A 24,771-nucleotide genomic window follows, 5' to 3' on the forward strand; every position below is an offset into this window, starting at 1 on the left:
CGGGCGACAACATCAAAATGGTTGTTACCCTGATCCACCCGATCGCGATGGACGATGGCCTGCGTTTCGCAATCCGTGAAGGCGGCCGTACCGTTGGCGCGGGCGTTGTAGCTAAAGTTCTGAGCTAATTGCCGATAACATTTGACGCAATGCGCAATAAAAGGGCATCATTTGATGCCCTTTTTGCACGCTTTCGTACCAGAACCTGGCTCATCAGTGATTTTCTTTGTCATAATCATTGCTGAGACAGGCTCTGTTGAGGGCGTATAATCCGAAAAGCGAATACGCGTTTCGATTTGGTTTGCCTCGCTATCGCGGGGTGAAAATGTTTGTAGAATACTTCTGACAGGTTGGTTTATGAGTGCGAATACCGAAGCTCAAGGAAGCGGGCGCGGCCTGGAAGCGATGAAGTGGGTCGTTGTGGTGGCATTGCTCCTGGTGGCAATCGTCGGCAACTACCTTTATCGCGACATTATGCTGCCGCTGCGTGCGCTGGCCGTAGTAATTCTGATTGCTGCAGCGGGTGGTGTCGCGCTGTTAACGACAAAAGGTAAAGCAACCGTTGCTTTTGCCCGTGAAGCGCGTACCGAAGTCCGTAAGGTCATTTGGCCGACTCGCCAGGAAACATTGCACACCACGCTGATTGTGGCTGCGGTTACCGCAGTAATGTCACTGATCCTGTGGGGACTGGATGGTATTCTGGTTCGCCTGGTATCCTTTATCACTGGCCTGAGGTTCTGAGATGTCTGAAGCTCCTAAAAAGCGCTGGTACGTCGTTCAGGCGTTTTCCGGTTTTGAAGGCCGCGTAGCAACGTCGCTGCGTGAGCATATCAAATTACACAACATGGAAGAGTTGTTTGGCGAAGTCATGGTTCCGACTGAAGAAGTCGTTGAGATCCGTGGCGGTCAGCGTCGCAAAAGCGAACGCAAATTCTTCCCTGGCTACGTCCTCGTTCAGATGGTGATGAACGACGCGAGCTGGCACCTGGTGCGCAGCGTACCGCGTGTGATGGGCTTCATCGGCGGTACTTCCGATCGTCCTGCGCCAATCAGCGATAAAGAAGTTGATGCGATTATGAACCGCCTGCAGCAGGTTGGTGATAAGCCGCGTCCGAAAACGCTGTTTGAACCGGGTGAAATGGTTCGTGTTAATGATGGTCCGTTCGCTGACTTCAACGGTGTCGTTGAAGAGGTGGATTACGAGAAGTCTCGTCTGAAAGTCTCTGTTTCTATCTTCGGTCGTGCGACCCCGGTAGAGCTGGACTTCAGCCAGGTTGAAAAAGCCTAATCTAGCGATCAAAAAAGCGGCGATTAAATCGTTGCACAAGGCGTGAGATTGGAATACAATTTCGCGCCTTTTGTTTTTATGGGCCTTGCCCGTAAAACGATTTTTTATATCACGGGGAGCCTCTCAGAGGCGTTATTACCCAACTTGAGGAATTTATAATGGCTAAGAAAGTACAAGCCTATGTCAAGCTGCAGGTTGCAGCTGGTATGGCTAACCCGAGTCCGCCAGTAGGTCCGGCTCTGGGTCAGCAGGGCGTAAACATCATGGAATTCTGCAAAGCGTTCAACGCAAAAACTGATTCCATCGAAAAAGGTCTGCCGATTCCGGTAGTTATCACCGTTTACGCTGACCGTTCTTTCACTTTCGTTACCAAGACTCCGCCGGCAGCAGTTCTGCTGAAAAAAGCGGCTGGTATCAAGTCTGGTTCCGGTAAGCCGAACAAAGACAAAGTGGGTAAAATTTCCCGCGCTCAGCTGCAGGAAATCGCGCAGACCAAAGCTGCCGACATGACTGGTGCCGACATTGAAGCGATGACTCGCTCCATCGAAGGTACTGCACGTTCCATGGGCCTGGTAGTGGAGGACTAAGAAATGGCTAAACTGACCAAGCGCATGCGTGTTATCCGCGAGAAAGTTGATGCGACCAAACAGTACGACATCAACGAAGCTATCGCTCTGCTGAAAGAGCTGGCGACTGCTAAATTCGTAGAAAGCGTGGACGTTGCTGTTAACCTCGGCATCGACGCTCGTAAATCTGACCAGAACGTACGTGGTGCAACTGTACTGCCGCACGGTACTGGCCGTTCCGTTCGCGTAGCTGTATTTACCCAGGGCGCAAACGCTGAAGCTGCTAAAGCTGCAGGCGCTGAACTGGTAGGTATGGAAGATCTGGCTGACCAGATCAAGAAAGGCGAAATGAACTTTGACGTTGTTATTGCTTCTCCGGATGCAATGCGCGTTGTTGGCCAACTGGGCCAGGTTCTGGGTCCGCGCGGCCTGATGCCAAACCCGAAAGTGGGTACTGTAACTCCGAACGTTGCTGAAGCGGTTAAAAACGCTAAAGCTGGCCAGGTTCGTTACCGTAACGACAAAAACGGCATCATCCACACCACCATCGGTAAAGTGGACTTTGACGCTGACAAACTGAAAGAAAACCTGGAAGCTCTGCTGGTTGCGCTGAAAAAAGCAAAACCGACTCAGGCGAAAGGCGTGTACATCAAGAAAGTTAGCATCTCCACCACCATGGGTGCAGGTGTTGCAGTTGACCAGGCCGGCCTGAGCGCTTCTGCAAACTAATGCCTTTACGTGGGCGGTGATTTTGTCTACAATCTTACCCCCACGCATGCTAACGAAAGTTAGCAGCTAAAAAGATTTGTTCGTTGGAGCCTGGCCTATCCAGGCCTCCGTCGAAGACCGCAGGAGTTTCGCAAGAAACTTAATCCCCTGCGTAGACGGTGACAGAACGCTAAGATTATTCTTTTATATTCTGGCTTGTTTCTGCTCACCGTAATTAAGACGCTCTCTCCATTTGGAGGAGTGAAGTGAGTTCCAGAGATTTTCTCTGGCAAACATCCAGGAGCAAAGCTAATGGCTTTAAATCTTCAAGACAAACAAGCGATTGTTGCTGAAGTCAGCGAAGTAGCCAAAGGCGCGCTGTCTGCAGTGGTTGCGGATTCCCGTGGCGTGACTGTAGATAAAATGACTGAACTGCGTAAAGCAGGTCGCGAAGCTGGCGTATACATGCGTGTTGTTCGTAACACCCTGCTGCGCCGTGCTGTTGAAGGTACTCCGTTCGAGTGCCTGAAAGACGCGTTTGTTGGTCCGACCCTGATTGCATACTCTATGGAACACCCGGGCGCTGCAGCTCGTCTGTTCAAAGAGTTCGCGAAAGCGAATGCAAAATTTGAGGTCAAAGCCGCTGCCTTTGAAGGTGAGCTGATCCCGGCGTCTCAGATCGACCGCCTGGCAACTCTGCCGACCTACGAAGAAGCAATTGCACGCCTGATGGCAACCATGAAAGAAGCTTCGGCTGGCAAACTGGTTCGTACTCTGGCTGCTGTACGCGATGCGAAAGAAGCTGCTTAATCGCAGTTATCTTTTTAACGCATTCGCTTACGTATAAACTTATTCTGATATTCAGGAACAATTTAAATGTCTATCACTAAAGATCAAATCATTGAAGCAGTTGCAGCTATGTCTGTAATGGACGTTGTAGAACTGATCTCTGCAATGGAAGAAAAATTCGGTGTTTCCGCTGCTGCTGCTGTAGCTGTAGCTGCTGGCCCGGTTGAAGCTGCTGAAGAAAAAACTGAATTCGACGTAATTCTGAAAGCTGCTGGCGCTAACAAAGTTGCTGTTATCAAAGCAGTACGTGGCGCAACTGGCCTGGGTCTGAAAGAAGCTAAAGACCTGGTAGAATCTGCACCGGCTGCTCTGAAAGAAGGCGTGAGCAAAGACGACGCAGAAGCACTGAAAAAAGCTCTGGAAGAAGCTGGCGCTGAAGTTGAAGTTAAATAAGCCAACCCTTCCGGTTGCAGCCTGAGAAATCAGGCTGATGGCTGGTGACTTTTTAGTCACCAGCCTTTTTGCGCTGTAAGGCGCCAGTAGCGTTTCACACTGTTTGACTACTGCTGTGCCTTTCAATGCTTGTTTCTATCGACGACTTAATATACTGCGACAGGACACCCGTTCTGTGTAAATCGCAATGAAATGGTTTAAGCGTGATAGCAACAGGCATTGCGGAAAGTGTTCCATTTTCCGGTCAACAAAATAGTGTTGCACAAACTGTCCGCTCAATGGACAGATGGGTCGACTTGTCAGCGAGCTGAGGAACCCTATGGTTTACTCCTATACCGAGAAAAAACGTATTCGTAAGGATTTTGGTAAACGTCCACAAGTTCTGGATGTACCTTATCTCCTTTCTATCCAGCTTGACTCGTTTCAGAAATTTATCGAGCAAGATCCTGAAGGGCAGTATGGTCTGGAAGCTGCTTTCCGTTCCGTATTCCCGATTCAGAGCTACAGCGGTAATTCCGAGCTGCAATACGTCAGCTACCGCCTTGGCGAACCGGTGTTTGACGTCCAGGAATGTCAAATCCGTGGCGTGACCTATTCCGCACCGCTGCGCGTTAAACTGCGTCTGGTGATCTATGAGCGCGAAGCGCCGGAAGGCACCGTAAAAGACATTAAAGAACAAGAAGTCTACATGGGCGAAATTCCGCTCATGACAGACAACGGTACCTTTGTTATCAACGGTACTGAGCGTGTTATTGTTTCCCAGCTGCACCGTAGTCCAGGCGTCTTCTTTGACTCCGACAAAGGTAAAACCCACTCTTCGGGTAAAGTGCTGTATAACGCGCGCATCATCCCTTACCGTGGTTCCTGGCTGGACTTCGAATTCGATCCGAAGGACAACCTGTTCGTACGTATCGACCGTCGCCGTAAACTGCCTGCGACAATCATTCTGCGTGCCCTGAACTACACCACAGAGCAGATCCTCGACCTGTTCTTTGAAAAAGTTATCTTTGAAATCCGTGATAACAAGCTGCAGATGGAACTGGTGCCGGAACGCCTGCGTGGTGAAACCGCATCTTTCGACATCGAAGCTAACGGTAAAGTGTACGTAGAAAAAGGCCGCCGTATTACTGCGCGCCACATTCGCCAACTGGAAAAAGACGACGTCAAACTGATCGAAGTCCCGGTTGAGTACATCGCAGGTAAAGTGGTTGCTAAAGACTACATTGATGAGTCTACCGGCGAGCTGATCTGTGCAGCGAACATGGAGCTGAGCCTGGATCTGCTGGCTAAGCTGAGCCAGTCTGGTCACAAGCGTATCGAAACGCTGTTTACTAACGATCTGGATCACGGCCCATATATCTCTGAAACCTTACGTGTCGACCCAACTAACGACCGTCTGAGCGCACTGGTAGAAATCTACCGCATGATGCGTCCTGGCGAGCCGCCGACCCGTGAAGCTGCTGAAAGCCTGTTCGAGAACCTGTTCTTCTCTGAAGACCGCTATGATCTGTCTGCGGTTGGTCGTATGAAGTTCAACCGTTCTCTGCTGCGCGAAGAAATCGAAGGTTCCGGTATCCTGAGCAAAGACGACATCATTGATGTTATGAAAAAGCTCATCGATATCCGTAACGGTAAAGGCGAAGTCGATGATATCGACCACCTCGGCAACCGTCGTATCCGTTCCGTTGGCGAAATGGCGGAAAACCAGTTCCGCGTTGGCCTGGTACGTGTAGAGCGTGCGGTGAAAGAGCGTCTGTCTCTGGGCGATCTGGATACCCTGATGCCTCAGGACATGATCAACGCCAAGCCGATTTCCGCAGCAGTGAAAGAGTTCTTCGGTTCCAGCCAGCTGTCTCAGTTTATGGACCAGAACAACCCGCTGTCTGAGATTACGCACAAACGTCGTATCTCTGCACTCGGCCCAGGCGGTCTGACCCGTGAACGTGCAGGCTTCGAAGTTCGAGACGTACACCCGACTCACTACGGTCGCGTATGTCCAATCGAAACCCCTGAAGGTCCGAACATCGGTCTGATCAACTCCCTGTCCGTGTACGCACAGACTAACGAATACGGCTTCCTTGAGACTCCGTATCGTAAAGTGACCGACGGTGTTGTAACTGACGAAATTCACTACCTGTCTGCTATCGAAGAAGGTAACTACGTTATCGCCCAGGCGAACTCCAACCTGGATGAAGAAGGCCACTTCGTAGAAGACCTGGTAACTTGCCGTAGCAAAGGCGAATCCAGCTTGTTCAGCCGCGACCAGGTTGACTACATGGACGTATCCACCCAGCAGGTGGTATCCGTCGGTGCGTCCCTGATCCCGTTCCTTGAACACGATGACGCCAACCGTGCATTGATGGGTGCGAACATGCAACGTCAGGCCGTTCCGACTCTGCGCGCTGATAAGCCGCTGGTTGGTACGGGTATGGAACGTGCTGTTGCCGTTGACTCCGGTGTAACTGCGGTTGCTAAACGTGGTGGTGTCGTTCAGTACGTGGATGCTTCCCGTATCGTTATCAAAGTTAACGAAGACGAGATGTATCCAGGCGAAGCTGGTATCGATATCTACAACCTGACCAAATACACCCGTTCTAACCAGAACACCTGTATCAACCAGATGCCGTGTGTGTCTCTGGGTGAACCGGTAGAACGTGGCGACGTGCTGGCAGACGGTCCGTCCACCGACCTCGGTGAACTGGCGCTTGGTCAGAACATGCGCGTAGCGTTCATGCCGTGGAATGGTTACAACTTCGAAGACTCCATCCTCGTATCCGAGCGTGTTGTTCAGGAAGACCGTTTCACCACCATCCACATTCAGGAACTGGCGTGTGTGTCTCGTGACACCAAGCTGGGACCGGAAGAGATAACCGCTGACATCCCGAACGTGGGTGAAGCTGCGCTCTCCAAACTGGATGAATCCGGTATCGTTTACATTGGTGCGGAAGTGACCGGTGGCGACATTCTGGTTGGTAAGGTAACGCCGAAAGGTGAAACTCAACTGACCCCAGAAGAAAAACTGCTGCGTGCGATCTTCGGTGAGAAAGCGTCTGACGTTAAAGACTCTTCTCTGCGCGTACCAAACGGTGTATCCGGTACGGTTATCGACGTTCAGGTCTTTACTCGCGATGGCGTAGAAAAAGACAAACGTGCGCTGGAAATCGAAGAAATGCAGCTCAAACAGGCGAAGAAAGACCTGTCTGAAGAACTGCAGATCCTCGAAGCGGGTCTGTTCAGCCGTATCCGTGCTGTGCTGGTAGCCGGTGGCGTTGAAGCTGAGAAGCTCGACAAACTGCCGCGCGATCGCTGGCTGGAGCTGGGCCTGACCGACGAAGAGAAACAAAATCAGCTGGAACAGCTGGCTGAGCAGTATGACGAACTGAAACACGAGTTCGAGAAGAAACTCGAAGCGAAACGCCGCAAAATCACCCAGGGCGACGATCTGGCACCGGGCGTGCTGAAGATTGTTAAGGTATATCTGGCGGTTAAACGCCGTATCCAGCCTGGTGACAAGATGGCAGGTCGTCACGGTAACAAGGGTGTAATTTCTAAGATCAACCCGATCGAAGATATGCCTTACGATGAAAACGGTACGCCGGTAGACATCGTACTGAACCCGCTGGGCGTACCGTCTCGTATGAACATCGGTCAGATCCTCGAAACCCACCTGGGTATGGCTGCGAAAGGTATCGGCGACAAGATCAACGCCATGCTTAAACAGCAGCAAGAAGTCGCGAAACTGCGCGAATTCATCCAGCGTGCGTACGATCTGGGCGCTGACGTTCGTCAGAAAGTTGACCTGAGTACCTTCAGCGATGAAGAAGTTATGCGTCTGGCTGAAAACCTGCGCAAAGGTATGCCAATCGCCACGCCGGTGTTCGACGGTGCGAAAGAAGCAGAAATTAAAGAGCTGCTGAAACTTGGCGACCTGCCGACTTCTGGTCAGATCCGCCTGTACGACGGCCGCACTGGTGAACAGTTCGAACGTCCGGTAACTGTTGGTTACATGTACATGCTGAAACTGAACCACCTGGTCGACGACAAGATGCACGCGCGTTCCACCGGTTCTTACAGCCTGGTTACTCAGCAGCCGCTGGGTGGTAAGGCACAGTTCGGTGGTCAGCGTTTCGGGGAGATGGAAGTGTGGGCGCTGGAAGCATATGGCGCGGCATACACCCTGCAGGAAATGCTCACCGTTAAGTCTGATGACGTGAACGGTCGTACCAAGATGTATAAAAACATCGTGGACGGCAACCATCAGATGGAGCCGGGCATGCCAGAATCCTTCAACGTATTGTTGAAAGAGATTCGTTCGCTGGGTATCAACATCGAACTGGAAGACGAGTAATTCTCGCTCAAACAGGTCACTGCTGTCGGGGTAAAACCCGGCAGCGGATTGTGCTAACTCCGACGGGAGCAAATCCGTGAAAGATTTATTAAAGTTTCTGAAAGCGCAGACTAAAACCGAAGAGTTTGATGCGATCAAAATTGCTCTGGCTTCGCCAGACATGATCCGTTCATGGTCTTTCGGTGAAGTTAAAAAGCCGGAAACCATCAACTACCGTACGTTCAAACCAGAACGTGACGGCCTTTTCTGCGCCCGTATCTTTGGGCCGGTAAAAGATTACGAGTGCCTGTGCGGTAAGTACAAGCGCCTGAAACACCGTGGCGTCATCTGTGAGAAGTGCGGCGTTGAAGTGACCCAGACTAAAGTACGCCGTGAGCGTATGGGCCACATCGAACTGGCTTCCCCGACTGCGCACATCTGGTTCCTGAAATCGCTGCCGTCCCGTATCGGCCTGCTGCTCGATATGCCGCTGCGCGATATCGAACGCGTACTGTACTTCGAATCCTATGTGGTTATCGAAGGCGGTATGACCAACCTGGAACGTCAGCAGATCCTGACTGAAGAGCAGTATCTGGACGCGCTGGAAGAGTTCGGTGACGAATTCGACGCGAAAATGGGTGCGGAAGCAATCCAGGCCCTGCTGAAGAGCATGGATCTGGAGCAAGAGTGCGAACAGCTGCGTGAAGAGCTGAATGAAACCAACTCCGAAACCAAGCGTAAAAAGCTGACCAAGCGTATCAAACTGCTGGAAGCGTTCGTTCAGTCTGGTAACAAACCAGAGTGGATGATCCTGACCGTTCTGCCGGTACTGCCGCCAGATCTGCGTCCGCTGGTTCCGCTGGATGGTGGTCGTTTCGCGACTTCTGACCTGAACGATCTGTATCGTCGCGTCATTAACCGTAACAACCGTCTGAAACGTCTGCTGGATCTGGCTGCGCCGGATATCATCGTACGTAACGAAAAACGTATGCTGCAGGAAGCGGTAGACGCCCTGCTGGATAACGGTCGTCGCGGTCGTGCGATCACCGGTTCTAACAAGCGTCCTCTGAAATCTTTGGCCGACATGATCAAAGGTAAACAGGGTCGTTTCCGTCAGAACCTGCTCGGTAAGCGTGTTGACTACTCCGGTCGTTCTGTAATCACCGTAGGTCCATACCTGCGTCTGCATCAGTGCGGTCTGCCGAAGAAAATGGCGCTGGAGCTGTTCAAACCGTTCATCTACGGCAAGCTGGAACTGCGTGGTCTTGCTACCACCATTAAAGCTGCGAAGAAAATGGTTGAGCGCGAAGAAGCTGTCGTTTGGGATATCCTGGACGAAGTTATCCGCGAACACCCGGTACTGCTGAACCGTGCACCGACTCTGCACCGTCTGGGTATCCAGGCATTTGAACCGGTACTGATCGAAGGTAAAGCTATCCAGCTGCACCCGCTGGTTTGTGCGGCATATAACGCCGACTTCGATGGTGACCAGATGGCTGTTCACGTACCGCTGACGCTGGAAGCCCAGCTGGAAGCGCGTGCGCTGATGATGTCTACCAACAACATCCTGTCCCCGGCGAACGGCGAACCAATCATCGTTCCGTCTCAGGACGTTGTTCTGGGTCTGTACTACATGACCCGTGACTGTGTTAACGCCAAAGGCGAAGGCATGGTACTGACTGGCCCGAAAGAAGCAGAACGTCTGTATCGCTCTGGTCTGGCTTCTCTGCATGCGCGCGTTAAAGTGCGTATCACCGAGTATGAAAAAGATGCTAACGGTGAATTAGTAGCGAAAACCAGCCTGAAAGACACGACTGTTGGCCGTGCCATTCTGTGGATGATTGTACCGAAAGGTCTGCCTTACTCCATCGTCAACCAGGCGCTGGGTAAAAAAGCAATCTCCAAAATGCTGAACACCTGCTACCGCATTCTCGGTCTGAAACCGACCGTTATTTTTGCGGACCAGATCATGTACACCGGCTTTGCATATGCAGCGCGTTCCGGTGCATCGGTTGGTATCGATGACATGGTCATCCCGGAGAAGAAACACGAAATCATCTCCGAGGCAGAAGCAGAAGTTGCTGAAATTCAGGAGCAGTTCCAGTCTGGTCTGGTAACTGCGGGCGAACGCTACAACAAAGTTATCGATATCTGGGCTGCGGCGAACGATCGTGTATCCAAAGCGATGATGGATAACCTGCAAACTGAAACTGTTATCAACCGTGACGGTCAGGAAGAGAAGCAGGTTTCCTTCAACAGCATCTACATGATGGCCGACTCCGGTGCGCGTGGTTCTGCGGCACAGATTCGTCAGCTTGCTGGTATGCGTGGTCTGATGGCGAAGCCGGATGGCTCCATCATCGAAACGCCAATCACCGCGAACTTCCGTGAAGGTCTGAACGTACTCCAGTACTTCATCTCCACCCACGGTGCTCGTAAAGGTCTGGCGGATACCGCACTGAAAACGGCGAACTCCGGTTACCTGACTCGTCGTCTGGTTGACGTGGCGCAGGACCTGGTGGTTACCGAAGACGATTGTGGTACTCATGAAGGTATCATGATGACCCCGGTTATCGAGGGTGGCGACGTTAAAGAGCCGCTGCGCGATCGCGTACTGGGTCGTGTAACTGCAGAAGACGTTCTGAAGCCGGGTACTGCCGATATCCTCGTTCCACGCAACACGCTGCTGCACGAACAGTGGTGTGACCTGCTGGAAGAGAACTCTGTCGACGCGGTTAAAGTACGTTCTGTTGTATCCTGTGACACCGACTTTGGTGTATGTGCGCACTGCTACGGTCGTGACCTGGCGCGTGGCCACATCATCAACAAAGGTGAAGCAATCGGTGTTATCGCGGCACAGTCCATCGGTGAACCGGGTACACAGCTGACCATGCGTACGTTCCACATCGGTGGTGCGGCGTCCCGTGCGGCTGCTGAATCCAGCATCCAGGTGAAAAACAAAGGTAGCATCAAACTCAGCAACGTGAAGTCGGTTGTGAACTCCAGCGGTAAACTGGTTATCACTTCCCGTAACACCGAACTGAAACTGATCGACGAATTTGGTCGTACCAAAGAAAGCTACAAAGTGCCTTACGGTGCGGTACTGGCGAAAGGTGATGGCGAACAGGTTGCAGGCGGCGAAACCGTTGCAAACTGGGATCCGCACACCATGCCGGTTATCACTGAAGTAAGCGGTTTTGTTCGCTTCACCGATATGATTGACGGTCAGACCATTACTCGTCAGACCGACGAATTGACCGGTCTGTCTTCGCTGGTGGTTCTGGATTCCGCAGAACGTACCGCAGGTGGTAAAGATCTGCGTCCGGCACTGAAAATCGTTGATGCTCAGGGTAACGACGTTCTGATCCCTGGTACTGATATGCCTGCGCAGTACTTCCTGCCGGGTAAAGCGATTGTTCAGCTGGAAGATGGCGTACAGATCAGCTCTGGTGACACCCTGGCGCGTATTCCGCAGGAATCTGGCGGTACTAAAGACATCACCGGTGGTCTGCCGCGCGTTGCGGATCTGTTCGAAGCACGTCGTCCGAAAGAGCCGGCAATCCTGGCTGAAATCAGCGGTGTCGTTTCCTTCGGTAAAGAAACCAAAGGTAAACGTCGTCTGGTTATCACTCCGGTAGACGGCAGCGAGCCTTACGAAGAGATGATTCCGAAATGGCGTCAGCTCAACGTGTTCGAAGGTGAACGTGTAGAACGTGGTGACGTCATTTCCGACGGTCCGGAAGCGCCGCACGACATTCTGCGCCTGCGTGGTGTTCATGCTGTGACTCGTTACATCGTTAACGAAGTACAGGACGTATACCGTCTGCAGGGCGTTAAGATTAACGATAAACACATCGAAGTTATCGTTCGTCAGATGCTGCGTAAAGCCACCATCGTTAACGCGGGTAGCTCCGACTTCCTGGAAGGTGAGCAGGTTGAATACTCTCGCGTCAAGATCGCAAACCGCGAACTGGAAGCGAACGGCAAAGTGGGTGCAACTTACGCCCGCGATCTGCTGGGTATCACCAAAGCGTCTCTGGCAACCGAGTCGTTCATCTCTGCGGCATCGTTCCAGGAGACCACTCGCGTACTGACCGAAGCAGCTGTTGCGGGCAAACGCGATGAACTGCGCGGTCTGAAAGAGAACGTTATCGTGGGTCGTCTGATCCCGGCAGGTACGGGTTATGCGTATCACCAGGATCGTATGCGCCGCCGTGCTGCGGGTGAAGCTCCGGCTGCACCGCAGGTAACTGCAGAAGACGCGTCTGCCAGCCTGGCAGAACTGCTGAACGCAGGTTTGGGCGGTTCTGATAACGAGTAATCGTTAATCCGCAAATAACTTAAAAACCCGCTTCGGCGGGTTTTTTTATGGGGGCGATTCAGGAAAAGACCATTTATCAGAATATTTAACGAATTTCTGGATGCCCATAATAAATGTAAAGCTGGCTAACATCCTGAAACTGACTGAACTAATTGAGTCAAAGCTGGCAAGGATTCGATACTATTCCCGTGTAACTTTCTTAAGGAACGAGAATGAAACAGGAAGTAGAGAAGTGGCGGCCTTTTGAACATCCGGATGGTGACGTTCGTGATTTATCGTTTCTTGATGCTCATCAGGCTGTCTACGTTCAGCATCATGAGGGCAAAGAGCCTTTAGAGTATCGCTTTTGGGTTACCTACTCTCTTCACTGTTTCACAAAAGATTATGAACATCAGACGAACGAAGAAAAACTATCGTTAATGTATTATGCGCCTAAAGAATCTCGTCCCTTCTGCCAGCATCGCTATAACTTAGCGCGTGTGCACTTAAAAAGAGCTATTTTGGCGCTGCCAGAAGGCAAAGTTATTCATGCCGGGTATGGTAGTTATGCCGTGATTGAAGTGGAGTTAGAGGGGGGAGAAAAGAAATTTTACTTTGTTGCGTTCAGGGTTTTTAGAGAAAAGAAAAAACTCCGCTTGCATGTAACTAGTGCTTATCCCATTTCTGAAAAACAGAAAGGTAAAGCAGTGAAATTTTTTACCATCGCCTACAACCTATTAAGAAATAAGTCGCTTCCTCAGCCTTCAAAATAACAAAACCCACCTTAAGGTGGGTTTCGCCAGAGAATCATCTCTGGTATTCAGAACGCCATTACCGGACTTTGCCTTGACCTTGCGATAGTCGCAGGTTGCGGGATGTCTGAATTTCTTCAGTCTGCTGCATCCAGGAAGATGAGAACATGTGTTCTTATTTTCGTCTGTATCATAGTCGAGTATTTACTCTCTTACAATCAGATCTCTTTCATTGTTCAACAGGTAGTGACTCCAGACTTTGCATTGTGAAATTTTTAAGAAAGGCAGGGCGAAACGAGGAAGAAGCTTTTCGCCCTGGACAACATTCCTGCTGACGGCACTACCATAAAAAAACGCAACGCTTTCAACAACCTTGCGTTTTTCATCTTCCGTAGTGGCTCGGAATAAATTTACGTTCTTACATTCCGTCTCATCGCCTTTGCGAGTCGCGTCCCAGATAGCTGTCCCAGTCTTTCCATACCGGCTGCAAACCCTGAGCGATTAATGCGGCAGCAACCGTTTCAGGTCGGCGATCGTCGTGTGGTGAGAACTGTTCCAGCTCGGGGTGATTGTCGGCATAGCCACCTGGTTGCGTTTTCGAGAAGGCGCTGACGTTATTGATTGCCAGCGGAATAACGCGATCGCGAAACCACGGTGATTCCCGCGTGGAGAGTGAGAGTTCAATCTCCGGTGCAAGCAGACGGAAGGCGCAGATGGTTTGCACTAACTGGCGTTCATCCATAATCGACGCTGGCTCAATCCCGCCAGTACACGGGCGCAGGCGCGGGAAGGAGACAGAGTAGCGACTTTGCCAGTAATACTGTTGCAGCCATAGCAAATGCTCGGCAACCATATAGCAGTCAACGCGCCAGTTGTCGGAAAGGCCGATTAGCGCGCCAAGACCAATCTTATCAATCCCCGCACGACCCAGCCGATCCGGTGTTTCCAGTCGCCAGAAGAAGTCCTGTTTTTTCCCTTTCAGATGATGGCGGGCATATGTCGCCTCGTGATACGTCTCTTGATAAACCATCACCCCATCCAGACCAAGCTGTTTTAACTCGACGTATTCCGCTTCTGCCAGCGGTTGCACTTCCATCTGTAGTGAGGAGAATTGTTTACGCAGGGCAGGGAGATGGCGGCGAAAGTAATCCATTCCCACTTTTGCCTGATGTTCACCAGTGACCAGCAACAGATGTTCAAAGCCCATTTCCCGAATAGCGGCGCTTTCTCTGACGATATCCGCTTCATCCAGCGTTTTGCGCTTGATGCGGTTGCTCATGGAAAATCCACAGTACGTGCAGTCGTTAGCGCAAAGATTGGAAAGATAAAGTGGGACGTAGAAGCTGACGACGTTGCCAAATCGCTGACGAGTCAGACGCTGCGCCCGTTGAGCCAGTGGTTCCAGGTAGTCACTGGCGGCAGGCGATAGCAGCGCCATTATATCGTCGCGGGTGAGTTTTGAGGCACTCAGTGCCCGCTCTACGTCAGCTGCTGTTTTGCTGTTGATACGCAGGCGGATGTCGTCCCAGTCCAGTTGCCGCCAGCGGTCGCTGAAGGTTTTCATGCCGATGCCTCCAGAAATCCGGTCAGTGGGCTGGTGGCATGAGCAAAATGACTGCGACTGCCAGGTCCGGCCTGACGTGCCAGCAGACCCGCTTCTACCGCCAGGCGAAATGCCTTCGCCATGTTGACGGGATCGTCCGCGACAGCAATTGCCGTATTTACCAATACCGCATCGGCTCCCATTTCCAGCGCCTGCGCGGCATGGCTGGGAACGCCGATGCCAGCATCAACGACCACCGGAACCGTGGCCTGCTGGATAATAATCTCCAGCATGGCGCGGGTTTTCAGTCCTTGATTAGAGCCAATCGGTGCGCCGAGCGGCATCACCGCCGCGCAACCGACTTCTTCCAGACGTTTACACAACACTGGATCGGCACCGCAGTAAGGCAGCACGACAAATCCCTGTTGCACCAGTGTTTCGGCGGCTTTCAGGGTTTCGATGGGATCGGGCAACAGCCAGCGGGCGTCAGGGTGAATCTCTAATTTTAGCCAGTTTGTGCCTAACGCTTCACGAGCCAGATGAGCGGCGAAGATAGCTTCTTCCGCCGTTTTCGCCCCGGAAGTATTCGGCAGCAGTGTCACACCCGCCGCGATAAGCGGATCGAGGATAGCGTCATTGTGCTGGCGCAGGTCGACGCGTTTCATCGCCAGCGTCACCAGCTGACTACCGGAAGCGCGGATCGCCTCCACCATCAGTTGTGAAGAGGCGAATTTCCCGGTGCCGGTAAACAGATGTGAATCAAACGTTTTGTCCGCGATACGTAACATCTCAACCTCCTGCAATAACCTGAAAAAGCAGGATCTGGTCACCATCCTGCACGATATGTTGTGCCCACTGCTCACGCGGGACGATTTGCTGATTAATCGCCAGTGCCGCGCCCACTTTTAGCTGATCGAGTTGCTCCAGCATTTCGTGAACAGTTTGTCCGGCTGCGCACTGCATCGGTTGGTCGTTAAACAGGATCTGCATTGCATCCTCCACATACCGGGCAACCATTGGCGCGGCGCAACGCCAGGCTGCGCCACTGGCTCGATTTACCGTCGAACAGTCGGAGTTCTCCCGCTGGCGTCTCTATACCGCTCAATAACTTAATTGCTTCCAGTGCCTGCAAAGTGCCCATCACCCCGACCACCGGACCAACCACGCCTGCCGTGCGGCAATTGCGTTCTGGCTCCTGGTTATCCGGCCACAGACAGCGATAACAACCGTGCTCCCAGGGCGGCGTTAATACCATCAACTGACCGCCAAATCCGACCGCGCTGGCGGTAATAAGCGGCGTGTTGAGTGCCACGCAAGCGGCATTAATCTCCTGTCGAGTCGCCATATTGTCAGTACAGTCGAGCACTACATCGGCTTGTGCTACCGCATCTTTTAACGCCTCACCCGTTAACCGTTGTTGTAATGCCGTCAGTTGAATATCGGGATTTAACTGTGTCAGTCGCTGTTGGCAGACCTGCGATTTCGGGCGATCGATATCTTCAGTGGTAAAGAGGATTTGTCGTTGCAGATTGCTTAAATGCACATCGTCGTCATCTGCCAGTACCAGCGTCCCGACGCCAGCGCCCGCCAGGTATAGCGCAGCAGGTGTACCCAGCCCGCCAAGGCCGATAATCAGCACCTGGCTGTCGAGCAGTTTTTGCTGCCCTTCAAGAGCGATATCATCGAGCAGGATTTGACGGCTGTAACGCATAAAGTCACGGTCATTCATCGCCAACTCCTGCTATTTCCAGCAATTGTGCAGTTGCCAAACGCCAGTCTGCCGCCTGGGTAATGGCACTGACGACGGCGATACTGCCGACACCCGTCGCCATCACCGCAGGCGCGCGCGCCAGACTGATACCGCCAATCGCCACGGTGGGATAATCAGCCAGGCGCTCAATATGCCGTGCCAGTTGCTCCAGCCCCTGCGGTGCAGAAGGCATCTGTTTGGTTTGGGTCGGGAACACATGTCCCAGCGCGATATAAGAAGGGCGTGCTGCCAGCGCGACGTCGATTTCCATATCGTCATGGGTCGAAACGCCAAGCCGCAGACCAGCCGCGCGGATGGCGCTGAGATCGGTAGATTGCAAATCTTCCTGCCCCAGATGGACGCCATACGCCTGATGCTTGATCGCCAGCCGCCAGTAATCATTAATAAACAGCCGCGCGTTATAGCGGCGACCCAGCGCAATTGCCGCTACGACATCGGCTTCCACCTCTTCATCGCGCTGATCTTTGATGCGTAGCTGGAGGGTTCGCACGCCAGCGTCCAGCAGACGTTCGATCCACTGTACGCTGTCCACCACCGGGTACAGCCCTAAACGAAAAGGTACAGGAGGAAAATCAGGCTGATACATCACGCTTCCTCCTTACGCAGATAGATTTCTCCGCCTCTGGCGCGGAAATTCTCCGACATATCCGCCATTCCCACTTCAATGGTTTGCGCGGCGGCGTAATCACGTACTTCCTGGCTGATTTTCATTGAGCAGAATTTCGGCCCACACATGGAGCAAAAATGGGCGACTTTACCGGACTCTTGCGGCAGGGTTTCATCGTGGTAAGCGCGGGCGGTAAACGGGTCGAGAGCCAGATTAAACTGGTCTTCCCAGCGAAATTCGAAGCGGGCTTTCGACATGGCGTTATCGCGAATTTGCGCGCCCGGATGCCCTTTTGCCAGGTCGGCAGCGTGGGCGGCAATCTTATAGGTGATAAGCCCTTGCTTAACGTCTTCTTTATTGGGTAGACCCAGGTGCTCTTTCGGCGTTACGTAACAGAGCATCGCGCAGCCAAACCAGCCGATCATCGCCGCGCCAATCCCCGACGTGAAGTGGTCATAGCCCGGTGCGATATCGGTAGTTAGCGGCCCGAGGGTATAGAACGGCGCTTCATGGCAGTGCTCTAACTCCTCGGTCATATTGCGACGAATCATCTGCATCGGCACATGCCCGGGGCCTTCAATCATCACCTGCACGTCATATTCCCAGGCGATTTTGGTCAGTTCGCCCAGCGTATGCAGCTCGGCAAACTGCGCTTCATCGTTGGCGTCCTGAATCGAACCGGGTCGCAGGCCGTCGCCCAGCGACAGCGAAACGTCATAAGCAGCGCAGATTTCACAAATTTCGCGGAAGTGTTGATAGAGGAAGTTTTCCTGATGATGGGAGAGGCACCATTTCGCCATAATCGAACCGCCGCGCGACACAATACCTGTCAGGCGTTTCGCGGTCATTGGCACGTAGCGCAGGAGAACGCCCGCATGAATCGTGAAGTAATCCACGCCCTGTTCGGCCTGTTCCAGCAGCGTGTCGCGGAATGCTTCCCAGGTAAGATCTTCAGCGATCCCGTTAACCTTTTCCAGCGCCTGGTAGATCGGCACTGTGCCAATCGGCACCGGGCTGTTACGCAAAATCCACTCGCGGGTTTCGTGAATATAGCGACCGGTGGAGAGATCCATCACCGTATCCGCTCCCCAGCGCGTGGACCATACCAGCTTTTCCACTTCTTCTTCGATGGAAGAGGTGACCGCCGAGTTGCCGATATTGGCGTTCACTTTTACCAGGAAGTTACGACCAATAATCATCGGCTCTGATTCAGGATGATTAATGTTGGCGGGGATAATCGCGCGTCCGGCAGCAACTTCATCACGGACAAATTCCGCAGTGATATTTTCCGGCAGATGTGCGCCAAAGCTCATTCCCGGATGCTGGTGGCGTAAAACTTCGCTACGTATGCGCTCGCGGCCCATATTCTCGCGGATGGCGATGAATTCCATCTCAGGTGTGATGATGCCCCGGCGGGCGTAGTGCAGCTGTGTGACGCGGCGGCCTGCTTTGGCGCGTTTTGGCGTTAAAACGCCGCTAAAACGCAGCTCGTCGAGGCCGTCATCTGCCAGCCGCGCTTTAGTGTAATCGGAACTGCGCACGGTGAGTTCTTCGCTATCGCCGCGTGCGTCGATCCACGGCTGGCGCAGTTTTGCCAGCCCTTGCTGCACGTTAATGGCGATCTGCGGATCGCCATACGGGCCGGAGGTGTCGTAGACCGGAATCGCTTCGTTTTCTTCGTACTGCAGCTGTTCTTTGCTGCCGCCGATTAGCGTCGGGCTAAGCTGGATCTCACGCATCGGCACGCGCACGCCGGGGTGTGTGCCAGTGATGTAAATGCGTTTTGAGTTGGGAAAGGCGGTGCCTTCCAGGGTGTCGATAAAATGTTGCGCCTGGGCGCGCTGTTCGCGGCGGGTTAGTTTTGTTGCAGACATAGCTCATTCCAAAAGTTAAGGACGTGGCTTGTCAGACGACGGATGAAGCAAGAGACGATCGCGCAAAGGCGATGCGATAGCAGATTAACTCTTGTTCCCTTCGCAGGTATTAGCCTGATCAGGTTCCGCGGATCCCGAATAAACGGTCTCAGCCAGTTAAGGCACTCCGACAAGAAATTAGCCCCGAAAACGGGGCGTTGAATGTAAATTACGCGTTAACAGCGCAGAACTCAAGCAAGATGTTTGACGCGGGTGGCATCAAGCACCAGCAGAATCAGCTTATCTTCCAGCACAAAGCGTGCTTCCAGCGCCTCGCCGATATCAGATAAAACCTGTTGAAACTCAAGGTAATTATCATGATCGATGGCGGTTTCCAGGCTGGAATCGTAGTAATCCATAATCTGTTGTGTATTGGCTTCCAGTTGCGGCCAAATCTTTGCGGCGCGCGCGAGTTGCCCGTTGCCTTCCAGCTTATGAAGAATGCGTTCATAAATACTGAAATGTCCGGCAGACAGATAATCGACCAGACTCTGGCAAAAATCATCAAGGGCTTTTTCGTTTAGCCTCATGTACGATTCTTTGCCAGGCTTAATGCCAACCAGATTGTAGTAAGCCACGAGCAGATGCTTACGTACATGTAGCCAGCGATCAACCAGTTTGTTACTTCCTCTGACGTGCTCCGTCAGGTTATCGAGCTGGTTAAGCATGATTGACTCCGCAAGTTTGTATTCAAAAACTGCTCAGTGAGAAATGTAAAAACCATGTTAAACATGCCAGTGATGCAAAGGTAGTGCAAGAGCTATGGATCGTATAATTGAAAAATTAGATCACGGCTGGTGGGTCGTCAGTCATGAGCAAAAATTATGGTTGCCGAAGGGAGAATTGCCATATGGCGAAGCGGCAAATTTCGAGCTTGTGGGTCAGCGCGCACTACAAATCGGCGAATGGCAGGGGGAACCTGTTTGGCTAGTTCAACAGCAGCGTCGCCATGATATGGGCTCGGTGCGCCAGGTCATTGATCTGGACGTCGGGTTGTTTCAACTAGCCGGACGCGGCGTGCAACTGGCGGAGTTTTACCGCTCGCATAAATACTGCGGGTATTGCGGGCATGAAATGTACCCGAGCAAAACAGAATGGGCGATGCTGTGCAGTCACTGCCGTGAGCGTTACTATCCGCAAATCGCCCCCTGCATTATCGTTGCCATCCGCCGCAATGATTCGATCCTGCTCGCTCAGCATACCCGCCATCGTAACGGTGTCCATACGGTACTTGCCGGATTCGTCGAAGTGGGCGAAACCCTCGAACAGGCGGTCGCGCGGGAAGTAATGGAAGAGAGTGGCATTAAAGTCAAAAACCTGCGTTACGTGACTTCTCAGCCGTGGCCGTTTCCTCAGTCATTAATGACTGCGTTTATGGCGGACTATGACAGCGGCGACATCGTGATTGACCCAAAAGAACTGCTGGAGGCGAACTGGTATCGCTACGACGATTTACCCTTACTGCCACCGCCTGGAACCGTGGCGCGCCGTCTGATAGAAGATACGGTGGCGATGTGTCGGGCAGAGTATGAGTGATGATACACTGACCGTCTGACGCACTAAGGAATAGCCAAAATGACCGAACTTAAAAACGATCGTTATCTGCGGGCGCTGCTGCGCCAGCCCGTTGATGTCACTCCAGTATGGATGATGCGCCAGGCGGGTCGCTATCTACCAGAATATAAAGCCACGCGCGCTCAGGCGGGCGATTTTATGTCGCTGTGCAAAAATGCCGAACTGGCGTGCGAAGTGACCTTGCAACCGCTGCGTCGCTATCCGCTGGACGCGGCGATCCTCTTTTCCGATATCCTCACCGTTCCGGACGCGATGGGATTAGGGCTCTATTTTGAAGCCGGAGAAGGTCCGCGTTTTACCTCGCCAGTCACCTGCAAAGCCGACGTCGATAAACTGCCAATTCCGGACCCGGAAGATGAGCTGGGTTACGTGATGAACGCGGTGCGTACCATTCGTCGCGAACTGAAAGGCGACGTGCCGCTGATTGGTTTTTCCGGCAGCCCGTGGACGCTGGCGACCTACATGGTGGAAGGCGGCAGCAGCAAAGCGTTCACCGTGATCAAAAAAATGATGTATGCCGATCCGCAGGCGCTGCATGCTCTGCTCGATAAACTGGCGAAAAGCGTCACTTTGTATCTGAATGCGCAGATTAAAGCCGGTGCTCAGGCAGTGATGATTTTTGACACCTGGGGCGGCGTGCTTACCGGGCGCGACTACCAACAATTCTCGCTCTATTACATGCATAAAATTGTTGATGGTTTATTGCGTGAAAACGACGGTCGCCGCGTACCAGTAACACTGTTTACCAAAGGTGGCGGACAGTGGCTGGAAGCCATGGCGGAAACCGGTTGCGATGCGCTGGGACTGGACTGGACAACCGACATCGCCGATGCGCGCCGCCGCGTGGGTAATAAAGTCGCGTTGCAGGGTAATATGGACCCGTCGATGCTGTACGCGCCGCCAGCCCGAATTGAAGATGAAGTAGCGACTATACTTGCAGGTTTCGGTCACGGCGAAGGTCATGTCTTTAACCTTGGTCACGGCATTCATCAGGATGTGCCGCCAGAACATGCTGGCGTGTTTGTGGAGGCAGTGCATCGCCTGTCTGCGCCTTATCATCAGTAAGGAGTGGTTATGGATCTCGCGTCATTACGCACACAACAACTTGAACTGGCTTCTTCTGTGATCCGCGAGGATCGACTTGATAAAGATCCACCGGATCTGATCGCTGGAGCCGATGTCGGGTTTGAGCAGGGCGGAGAAGTGACGCGAGCGGCGATGGTGCTGCTGAAATACCCCTCGCTTGAGCTGGTGGAGTATAAAGTGGCCCGCATTGCCACCACCATGCCTTACATTCCTGGTTTTCTCTCCTTCCGCGAATATCCTGCGCTGCTGGCAGCGTGGGAGATGCTGTCGCAAAAGCCGGATTTAGTGTTTGTCGATGGTCATGGGATCTCGCATCCTCGCCGTCTTGGTGTCGCCAGCCATTTTGGCTTATTGGTGGATGTGCCAACGATAGGCGTGGCGAAAAAACGGCTCTGCGGTAAATTCGAACCGCTCTCCAGCGAACCGGGCGCGCTGGCGCCGCTGATGGATAAAGGCGAGCAGTTGGCCTGGGTCTGGCGCAGCAAAGCACGGTGCAACCCGCTGTTTATCGCTACGGGTCATCGGGTCAGCGTGGATAGCGCGCTGGCGTGGGTACAACGCTGCATGAAAGGCTATCGTCTGCCGGAGCCAACGCGCTGGGCGGATGCCGTGGCCTCGGAACGTCCGGCATTTGTGCGCTATACAGCAAATCAGCCCTAATTCAGGTAAACTGCGGATAATTTCCGTATTTGAGAACTCAACATGTTACAAAACCCGATTCATCTGCGTCTGGAGCGCCTGGAAAGCTGGCAGCATGTCACTTTCATGGCTTGCTTATGCGAACGCATGTACCCTAATTACGCTATGTTCTGCCAGCAAACCGGTTTTGGTGATGGGCAAATTTACCGCCGTATTCTCGATCTCATCTGGGAAACACTGACCGTCAAAGACGCAAAAGTGAATTTCGACAGCCAACTGGAGAAATTTGAGGAAGCGATTCCTTCAGCGGACGATTTCGATCTGTACGGCGTTTATCCGGCAATCGATGCCTGCGTGGCGTTAAGTGAACTGGTTCATTCGCGTTTGAGTGGCGAAACGCTCGAACATGCGGTGGAAGTGAGTAAGACCTCCATCACTACCGTTGCGATGCTGGAAATGACTCAGGCTGGTCGCGAAATGAGCGATGAAGAGCTGAAAGAAAACCCAGCCGTTGAGCAAGAATGGGACATTCAGTGGGAAATATTCCGACTTTTAGCCGAGTGTGAAGAACGTGACATTGAGCTGATAAAAGGCCTTAGGGCCGACCTGCGTGAGGCGGGTGAGAGCAATATTGGTATAATTTTTCAGCAATAAGACCAGAAAACGTGAATTAACGCCTGATTTGTCGTACCTGGAGTCTTCCCTTTCGCCCCCCGTCTGGTCTACATTTGGGGGGCGAAAAAAAGTGGCTATCGGTGCGTGTATGCAGGAGAGTGCTATTCTGGCATTTCCGTCGCACTCGATGCTTAGCAAGCGATAAACACATTGTAAGGATAACTTATGAACAAGACTCAACTGATTGATGTAATTGCAGAGAAAGCAGAACTGTCCAAAACCCAGGCTAAAGCTGCTCTGGAGTCCACTCTGGCTGCAATTACTGAGTCTCTGAAAGAAGGCGATGCTGTACAACTGGTTGGTTTCGGAACCTTCAAAGTGAACCACCGCGCTGAGCGTACTGGCCGCAACCCGCAGACCGGTAAAGAAATCAAAATCGCCGCAGCTAACGTACCGGCATTTGTTTCTGGCAAGGCACTGAAAGACGCAGTTAAGTAAGATTGCGTGGCAGTGAACAGTTTTAACGAAGGGGTGGTTTCACCCCTTTTGTCTTTCTGGCGTCGATCATTGATGCTGGCGGGCGCTCTGTTTCTCACTGCCTGTAGCCACAACTCTTCACTTCCTCCCTTTACCGCCAGTGGTTTTGCTGAAGACCAGGGCGCGGTACGTATCTGGCGAAAAGACAGCGGCGATAATGTGCATTTGCTTGCTGTGTTCAGTCCGTGGCGCAATGGCGATACCACGACGCGAGAGTATCGCTGGCAGGGCGATAACCTCACGCTTATCAATATCAACGTTTATAGCAAACCGCCGGTGAATATCCGCGCGCGTTTTGACGATCGCGGTGACCTGAGCTTTATGCAACGTGAATCCGACGGGGAAAAGCAGCAGCTTTCTAACGACCAAATCGATTTATTCCGTTATCGTGCTGACCAAATCCGCCAAATTAGCGATGCTTTACGCCAGGGGAGAGTGGTGCTGCGTCAGGGACGCTGGCATGAGATGGAACAGACGGTGACTACCTGCGAAGGGCAAACCATTAAACCTGATTTAGATTCGCAGGCGATAGCGCATATTGAGCGCCGCCAGAGCCGCTCTTCTGTTGATGTCAGCGTGGCATGGCTGGAAGCGCCCGAAGGTTCGCAATTACTGTTAGTGGCAAACTCTGATTTCTGTCGCTGGCAACCCAACGAGAAAACGTTCTAGTTTACCAGTGGCTCATACCCATATGACCACCACCGCAGCCGCCGTAACCCATGCCCATTCCGGCACCGCGCGGAATACCCGCTTCAGCCATCGCGATATCACGTTTCACCCGCAACTCATCTAACGACTGACGCAAATTCTCCATCTCTTTGGCGACCGCGTTAATTTTGCTGCTATCCGGTGGGTTAGCGGCTAATAGAGCGTTGTATTCATAACGCTTCGTCACCAGTTGCTGTTGCAGCGCGCTGCTTTGGGCGTAAAAGTCATTATGGATTTTCTGCCACGCCGTCTGTTGTTCGCTGGTCAAAGGCGCGGCATTTTGCTGCCACATACCGTGTCCGCCGTGAGCAAATGCAGATGTCGATCCCAACGCCATTGCTGAAAGCGCCATCATCACCAGGGCAATTTTCGTGTTCCGTTTCATGGTTAATCCTCCAGTGGTTGTCTTACCTGGGGTATTGCATCTTCCGTGCCAACGACGAAACGCTGATGTGACGGGCAATCTGGCATGATAAGCGAGTAAAAATGACTCGCTTGCAGTGGGGAGCGAGTCATTTTTACTCATTGAAACATAAGCCTTTGTGTTACAGCGCAGGGTCAACGCTGATAAAAGATGGCATGATTTCTGCTGGC

At 52.5% G+C, this 24,771-nt stretch carries 23 protein-coding genes, 1 pseudogene and 1 riboswitch; of the genes and pseudogenes, 16 read left to right on the forward strand and 8 right to left on the reverse strand.

Features of this window, described 5'->3' with window-relative positions:
* The 10 genes and pseudogenes from tuf to HEM79_RS20820 form a co-directional block, all read left to right on the forward strand.
* Window positions 1–128: pseudogene (gene tuf, locus HEM79_RS20775) on the forward strand (elongation factor Tu); the annotation flags it as partial.
* A 229-nt stretch (window positions 129–357) separates the two neighbouring features.
* Window positions 358–741, forward strand: a complete 384-nt coding sequence (gene secE, locus HEM79_RS20780; protein WP_001275702.1) for a preprotein translocase subunit SecE — start codon at window positions 358–360, stop codon at window positions 739–741.
* 1 nt (window position 742) lies between these two features.
* Entirely contained in the window at window positions 743–1,288 is a 546-nt protein-coding gene (gene nusG / locus HEM79_RS20785; RefSeq protein WP_001287521.1) for a transcription termination/antitermination protein NusG, read from the forward strand.
* Between the two features lie 158 nt (window positions 1,289–1,446).
* Window positions 1,447–1,875: a 50S ribosomal protein L11 gene (rplK, locus tag HEM79_RS20790; RefSeq protein ID WP_001085926.1), complete on the forward strand. Its 429-nt coding sequence runs from the start codon at window positions 1,447–1,449 to the stop codon at window positions 1,873–1,875.
* A gap of 3 nt (window positions 1,876–1,878) precedes the next feature.
* Window positions 1,879–2,583, forward strand: coding sequence for a 50S ribosomal protein L1 (gene rplA / locus HEM79_RS20795; RefSeq protein WP_001096683.1), 705 nt, complete (start codon window positions 1,879–1,881; stop codon window positions 2,581–2,583).
* A 291-nt stretch (window positions 2,584–2,874) separates the two neighbouring features.
* Window positions 2,875–3,372 (forward strand): 50S ribosomal protein L10, encoded by a 498-nt coding sequence (rplJ, locus tag HEM79_RS20800; protein ID WP_001207201.1) that lies wholly within the window; start codon window positions 2,875–2,877, stop codon window positions 3,370–3,372.
* 66 nt (window positions 3,373–3,438) lie between these two features.
* Entirely contained in the window at window positions 3,439–3,804 is a 366-nt protein-coding gene (gene rplL, locus HEM79_RS20805) for a 50S ribosomal protein L7/L12 (protein ID WP_000028878.1), read from the forward strand.
* A gap of 319 nt (window positions 3,805–4,123) precedes the next feature.
* Complete coding sequence (gene rpoB, locus HEM79_RS20810; RefSeq protein WP_000263098.1) at window positions 4,124–8,152, forward strand: DNA-directed RNA polymerase subunit beta; 4,029 nt, start codon at window positions 4,124–4,126, stop codon at window positions 8,150–8,152.
* Between the two features lie 76 nt (window positions 8,153–8,228).
* Window positions 8,229–12,452, forward strand: a complete 4,224-nt coding sequence (gene rpoC / locus HEM79_RS20815; protein ID WP_135523479.1) for a DNA-directed RNA polymerase subunit beta' — start codon at window positions 8,229–8,231, stop codon at window positions 12,450–12,452.
* A 212-nt stretch (window positions 12,453–12,664) separates the two neighbouring features.
* Window positions 12,665–13,204, forward strand: a complete 540-nt coding sequence (locus tag HEM79_RS20820; protein WP_176242080.1) for a stationary phase growth adaptation protein — start codon at window positions 12,665–12,667, stop codon at window positions 13,202–13,204.
* 409 nt (window positions 13,205–13,613) lie between these two features.
* Here the strand turns inward: HEM79_RS20820 and thiH are convergent, their stop codons facing one another.
* The 7 genes from thiH to rsd all read right to left on the reverse strand — a co-directional run bounded on the left by thiH (window position 13,614) and on the right by rsd (window position 19,685).
* The gene (thiH, locus tag HEM79_RS20825; RefSeq protein WP_176242078.1) at window positions 13,614–14,747 is read right to left on the reverse strand and encodes a 2-iminoacetate synthase ThiH; all 1,134 of its coding nucleotides are present in this window, start codon (window positions 14,745–14,747) and stop codon (window positions 13,614–13,616) included.
* A complete protein-coding gene (thiG, locus tag HEM79_RS20830) occupies window positions 14,744–15,514 on the reverse strand; it encodes a thiazole synthase (protein WP_176242076.1) in 771 nt (256 codons plus the stop codon). The genes thiH and thiG overlap by 4 nt, the downstream gene beginning before the upstream one ends.
* A 1-nt stretch (window position 15,515) precedes the next feature.
* A complete protein-coding gene (thiS, locus tag HEM79_RS20835; protein WP_176242075.1) occupies window positions 15,516–15,716 on the reverse strand; it encodes a sulfur carrier protein ThiS in 201 nt (66 codons plus the stop codon).
* Entirely contained in the window at window positions 15,700–16,455 is a 756-nt protein-coding gene (thiF, locus tag HEM79_RS20840; protein ID WP_176242074.1) for a thiazole biosynthesis adenylyltransferase ThiF, read from the reverse strand. Before thiF ends, thiS begins: the two co-directional genes overlap by 17 nt.
* The gene (gene thiE, locus HEM79_RS20845) at window positions 16,448–17,083 is read right to left on the reverse strand and encodes a thiamine phosphate synthase (protein WP_176242084.1); all 636 of its coding nucleotides are present in this window, start codon (window positions 17,081–17,083) and stop codon (window positions 16,448–16,450) included. The genes thiF and thiE overlap by 8 nt, the downstream gene beginning before the upstream one ends.
* Window positions 17,083–18,978 (reverse strand): phosphomethylpyrimidine synthase ThiC, encoded by a 1,896-nt coding sequence (thiC, locus tag HEM79_RS20850; protein WP_176242073.1) that lies wholly within the window; start codon window positions 18,976–18,978, stop codon window positions 17,083–17,085. The genes thiE and thiC overlap by 1 nt, the downstream gene beginning before the upstream one ends.
* Before the next feature lie 78 nt (window positions 18,979–19,056).
* Window positions 19,057–19,157: riboswitch (TPP riboswitch) on the reverse strand.
* Window positions 19,158–19,208: 51 nt separating this feature from the next.
* Window positions 19,209–19,685, reverse strand: coding sequence for a sigma D regulator (gene rsd / locus HEM79_RS20855; protein WP_176242072.1), 477 nt, complete (start codon window positions 19,683–19,685; stop codon window positions 19,209–19,211).
* 94 nt (window positions 19,686–19,779) lie between these two features.
* Here rsd and nudC point away from each other — a divergent pair, with 94 nt between their 5' ends.
* The 6 genes from nudC (at window position 19,780) to HEM79_RS20885 (ending at window position 24,138) form a co-directional block, all read left to right on the forward strand.
* Window positions 19,780–20,553, forward strand: a complete 774-nt coding sequence (nudC, locus tag HEM79_RS20860; protein ID WP_176242071.1) for an NAD(+) diphosphatase — start codon at window positions 19,780–19,782, stop codon at window positions 20,551–20,553.
* 39 nt (window positions 20,554–20,592) lie between these two features.
* A complete protein-coding gene (hemE, locus tag HEM79_RS20865; RefSeq protein ID WP_176242070.1) occupies window positions 20,593–21,657 on the forward strand; it encodes a uroporphyrinogen decarboxylase in 1,065 nt (354 codons plus the stop codon).
* Between the two features lie 9 nt (window positions 21,658–21,666).
* Window positions 21,667–22,338 (forward strand): deoxyribonuclease V, encoded by a 672-nt coding sequence (nfi, locus tag HEM79_RS20870; RefSeq protein WP_000362401.1) that lies wholly within the window; start codon window positions 21,667–21,669, stop codon window positions 22,336–22,338.
* Between the two features lie 42 nt (window positions 22,339–22,380).
* A complete protein-coding gene (locus HEM79_RS20875; protein WP_000940106.1) occupies window positions 22,381–22,971 on the forward strand; it encodes a YjaG family protein in 591 nt (196 codons plus the stop codon).
* A 186-nt stretch (window positions 22,972–23,157) separates the two neighbouring features.
* Window positions 23,158–23,430: a nucleoid-associated protein HU-alpha gene (gene hupA / locus HEM79_RS20880; RefSeq protein ID WP_001044513.1), complete on the forward strand. Its 273-nt coding sequence runs from the start codon at window positions 23,158–23,160 to the stop codon at window positions 23,428–23,430.
* A 12-nt stretch (window positions 23,431–23,442) separates the two neighbouring features.
* Window positions 23,443–24,138: a DUF1481 domain-containing protein gene (locus tag HEM79_RS20885; RefSeq protein ID WP_176242082.1), complete on the forward strand. Its 696-nt coding sequence runs from the start codon at window positions 23,443–23,445 to the stop codon at window positions 24,136–24,138.
* A 1-nt stretch (window position 24,139) separates the two neighbouring features.
* Here the strand turns inward: HEM79_RS20885 and zraP are convergent, their stop codons facing one another.
* Window positions 24,140–24,562, reverse strand: coding sequence for a zinc resistance sensor/chaperone ZraP (gene zraP, locus HEM79_RS20890; protein WP_176242069.1), 423 nt, complete (start codon window positions 24,560–24,562; stop codon window positions 24,140–24,142).
* Window positions 24,563–24,771: the final 209 nt, after the last annotated feature.

The organism is Escherichia sp. 93.0816, from assembly GCF_013368855.2.
Classification (GTDB): Bacteria; Pseudomonadota; Gammaproteobacteria; order Enterobacterales; family Enterobacteriaceae; genus Escherichia; species Escherichia ruysiae.

Bases quoted from the DNA above. Each gene is read 5' to 3' on its own strand.
- secE (WP_001275702.1), top strand. From the start codon at position 358: ATGAGTGCGAATACCGAAGCTCAAGGAAGCGGGCGCGGCCTGGAAGCG.
- nusG (WP_001287521.1), top strand. From the start codon at position 743: ATGTCTGAAGCTCCTAAAAAGCGCTGGTACGTCGTTCAGGCGTTTTCC.
- rplK (WP_001085926.1), top strand. From the start codon at position 1,447: ATGGCTAAGAAAGTACAAGCCTATGTCAAGCTGCAGGTTGCAGCTGGT.
- rplA (WP_001096683.1), top strand. From the start codon at position 1,879: ATGGCTAAACTGACCAAGCGCATGCGTGTTATCCGCGAGAAAGTTGAT.
- rplJ (WP_001207201.1), top strand. From the start codon at position 2,875: ATGGCTTTAAATCTTCAAGACAAACAAGCGATTGTTGCTGAAGTCAGC.
- rplL (WP_000028878.1), top strand. From the start codon at position 3,439: ATGTCTATCACTAAAGATCAAATCATTGAAGCAGTTGCAGCTATGTCT.
- rpoB (WP_000263098.1), top strand. From the start codon at position 4,124: ATGGTTTACTCCTATACCGAGAAAAAACGTATTCGTAAGGATTTTGGT.
- HEM79_RS20820 (WP_176242080.1), top strand. From the start codon at position 12,665: ATGAAACAGGAAGTAGAGAAGTGGCGGCCTTTTGAACATCCGGATGGT.
- thiH (WP_176242078.1), bottom strand. From the start codon at position 14,747: ATGAAAACCTTCAGCGACCGCTGGCGGCAACTGGACTGGGACGACATC.
- thiG (WP_176242076.1), bottom strand. From the start codon at position 15,514: ATGTTACGTATCGCGGACAAAACGTTTGATTCACATCTGTTTACCGGC.
- thiS (WP_176242075.1), bottom strand. From the start codon at position 15,716: ATGCAGATCCTGTTTAACGACCAACCGATGCAGTGCGCAGCCGGACAA.
- thiF (WP_176242074.1), bottom strand. From the start codon at position 16,455: ATGAATGACCGTGACTTTATGCGTTACAGCCGTCAAATCCTGCTCGAT.
- thiE (WP_176242084.1), bottom strand. From the start codon at position 17,083: ATGTATCAGCCTGATTTTCCTCCTGTACCTTTTCGTTTAGGGCTGTAC.
- thiC (WP_176242073.1), bottom strand. From the start codon at position 18,978: ATGTCTGCAACAAAACTAACCCGCCGCGAACAGCGCGCCCAGGCGCAA.
- rsd (WP_176242072.1), bottom strand. From the start codon at position 19,685: ATGCTTAACCAGCTCGATAACCTGACGGAGCACGTCAGAGGAAGTAAC.
- nudC (WP_176242071.1), top strand. From the start codon at position 19,780: ATGGATCGTATAATTGAAAAATTAGATCACGGCTGGTGGGTCGTCAGT.
- hemE (WP_176242070.1), top strand. From the start codon at position 20,593: ATGACCGAACTTAAAAACGATCGTTATCTGCGGGCGCTGCTGCGCCAG.
- nfi (WP_000362401.1), top strand. From the start codon at position 21,667: ATGGATCTCGCGTCATTACGCACACAACAACTTGAACTGGCTTCTTCT.
- HEM79_RS20875 (WP_000940106.1), top strand. From the start codon at position 22,381: ATGTTACAAAACCCGATTCATCTGCGTCTGGAGCGCCTGGAAAGCTGG.
- hupA (WP_001044513.1), top strand. From the start codon at position 23,158: ATGAACAAGACTCAACTGATTGATGTAATTGCAGAGAAAGCAGAACTG.
- zraP (WP_176242069.1), bottom strand. From the start codon at position 24,562: ATGAAACGGAACACGAAAATTGCCCTGGTGATGATGGCGCTTTCAGCA.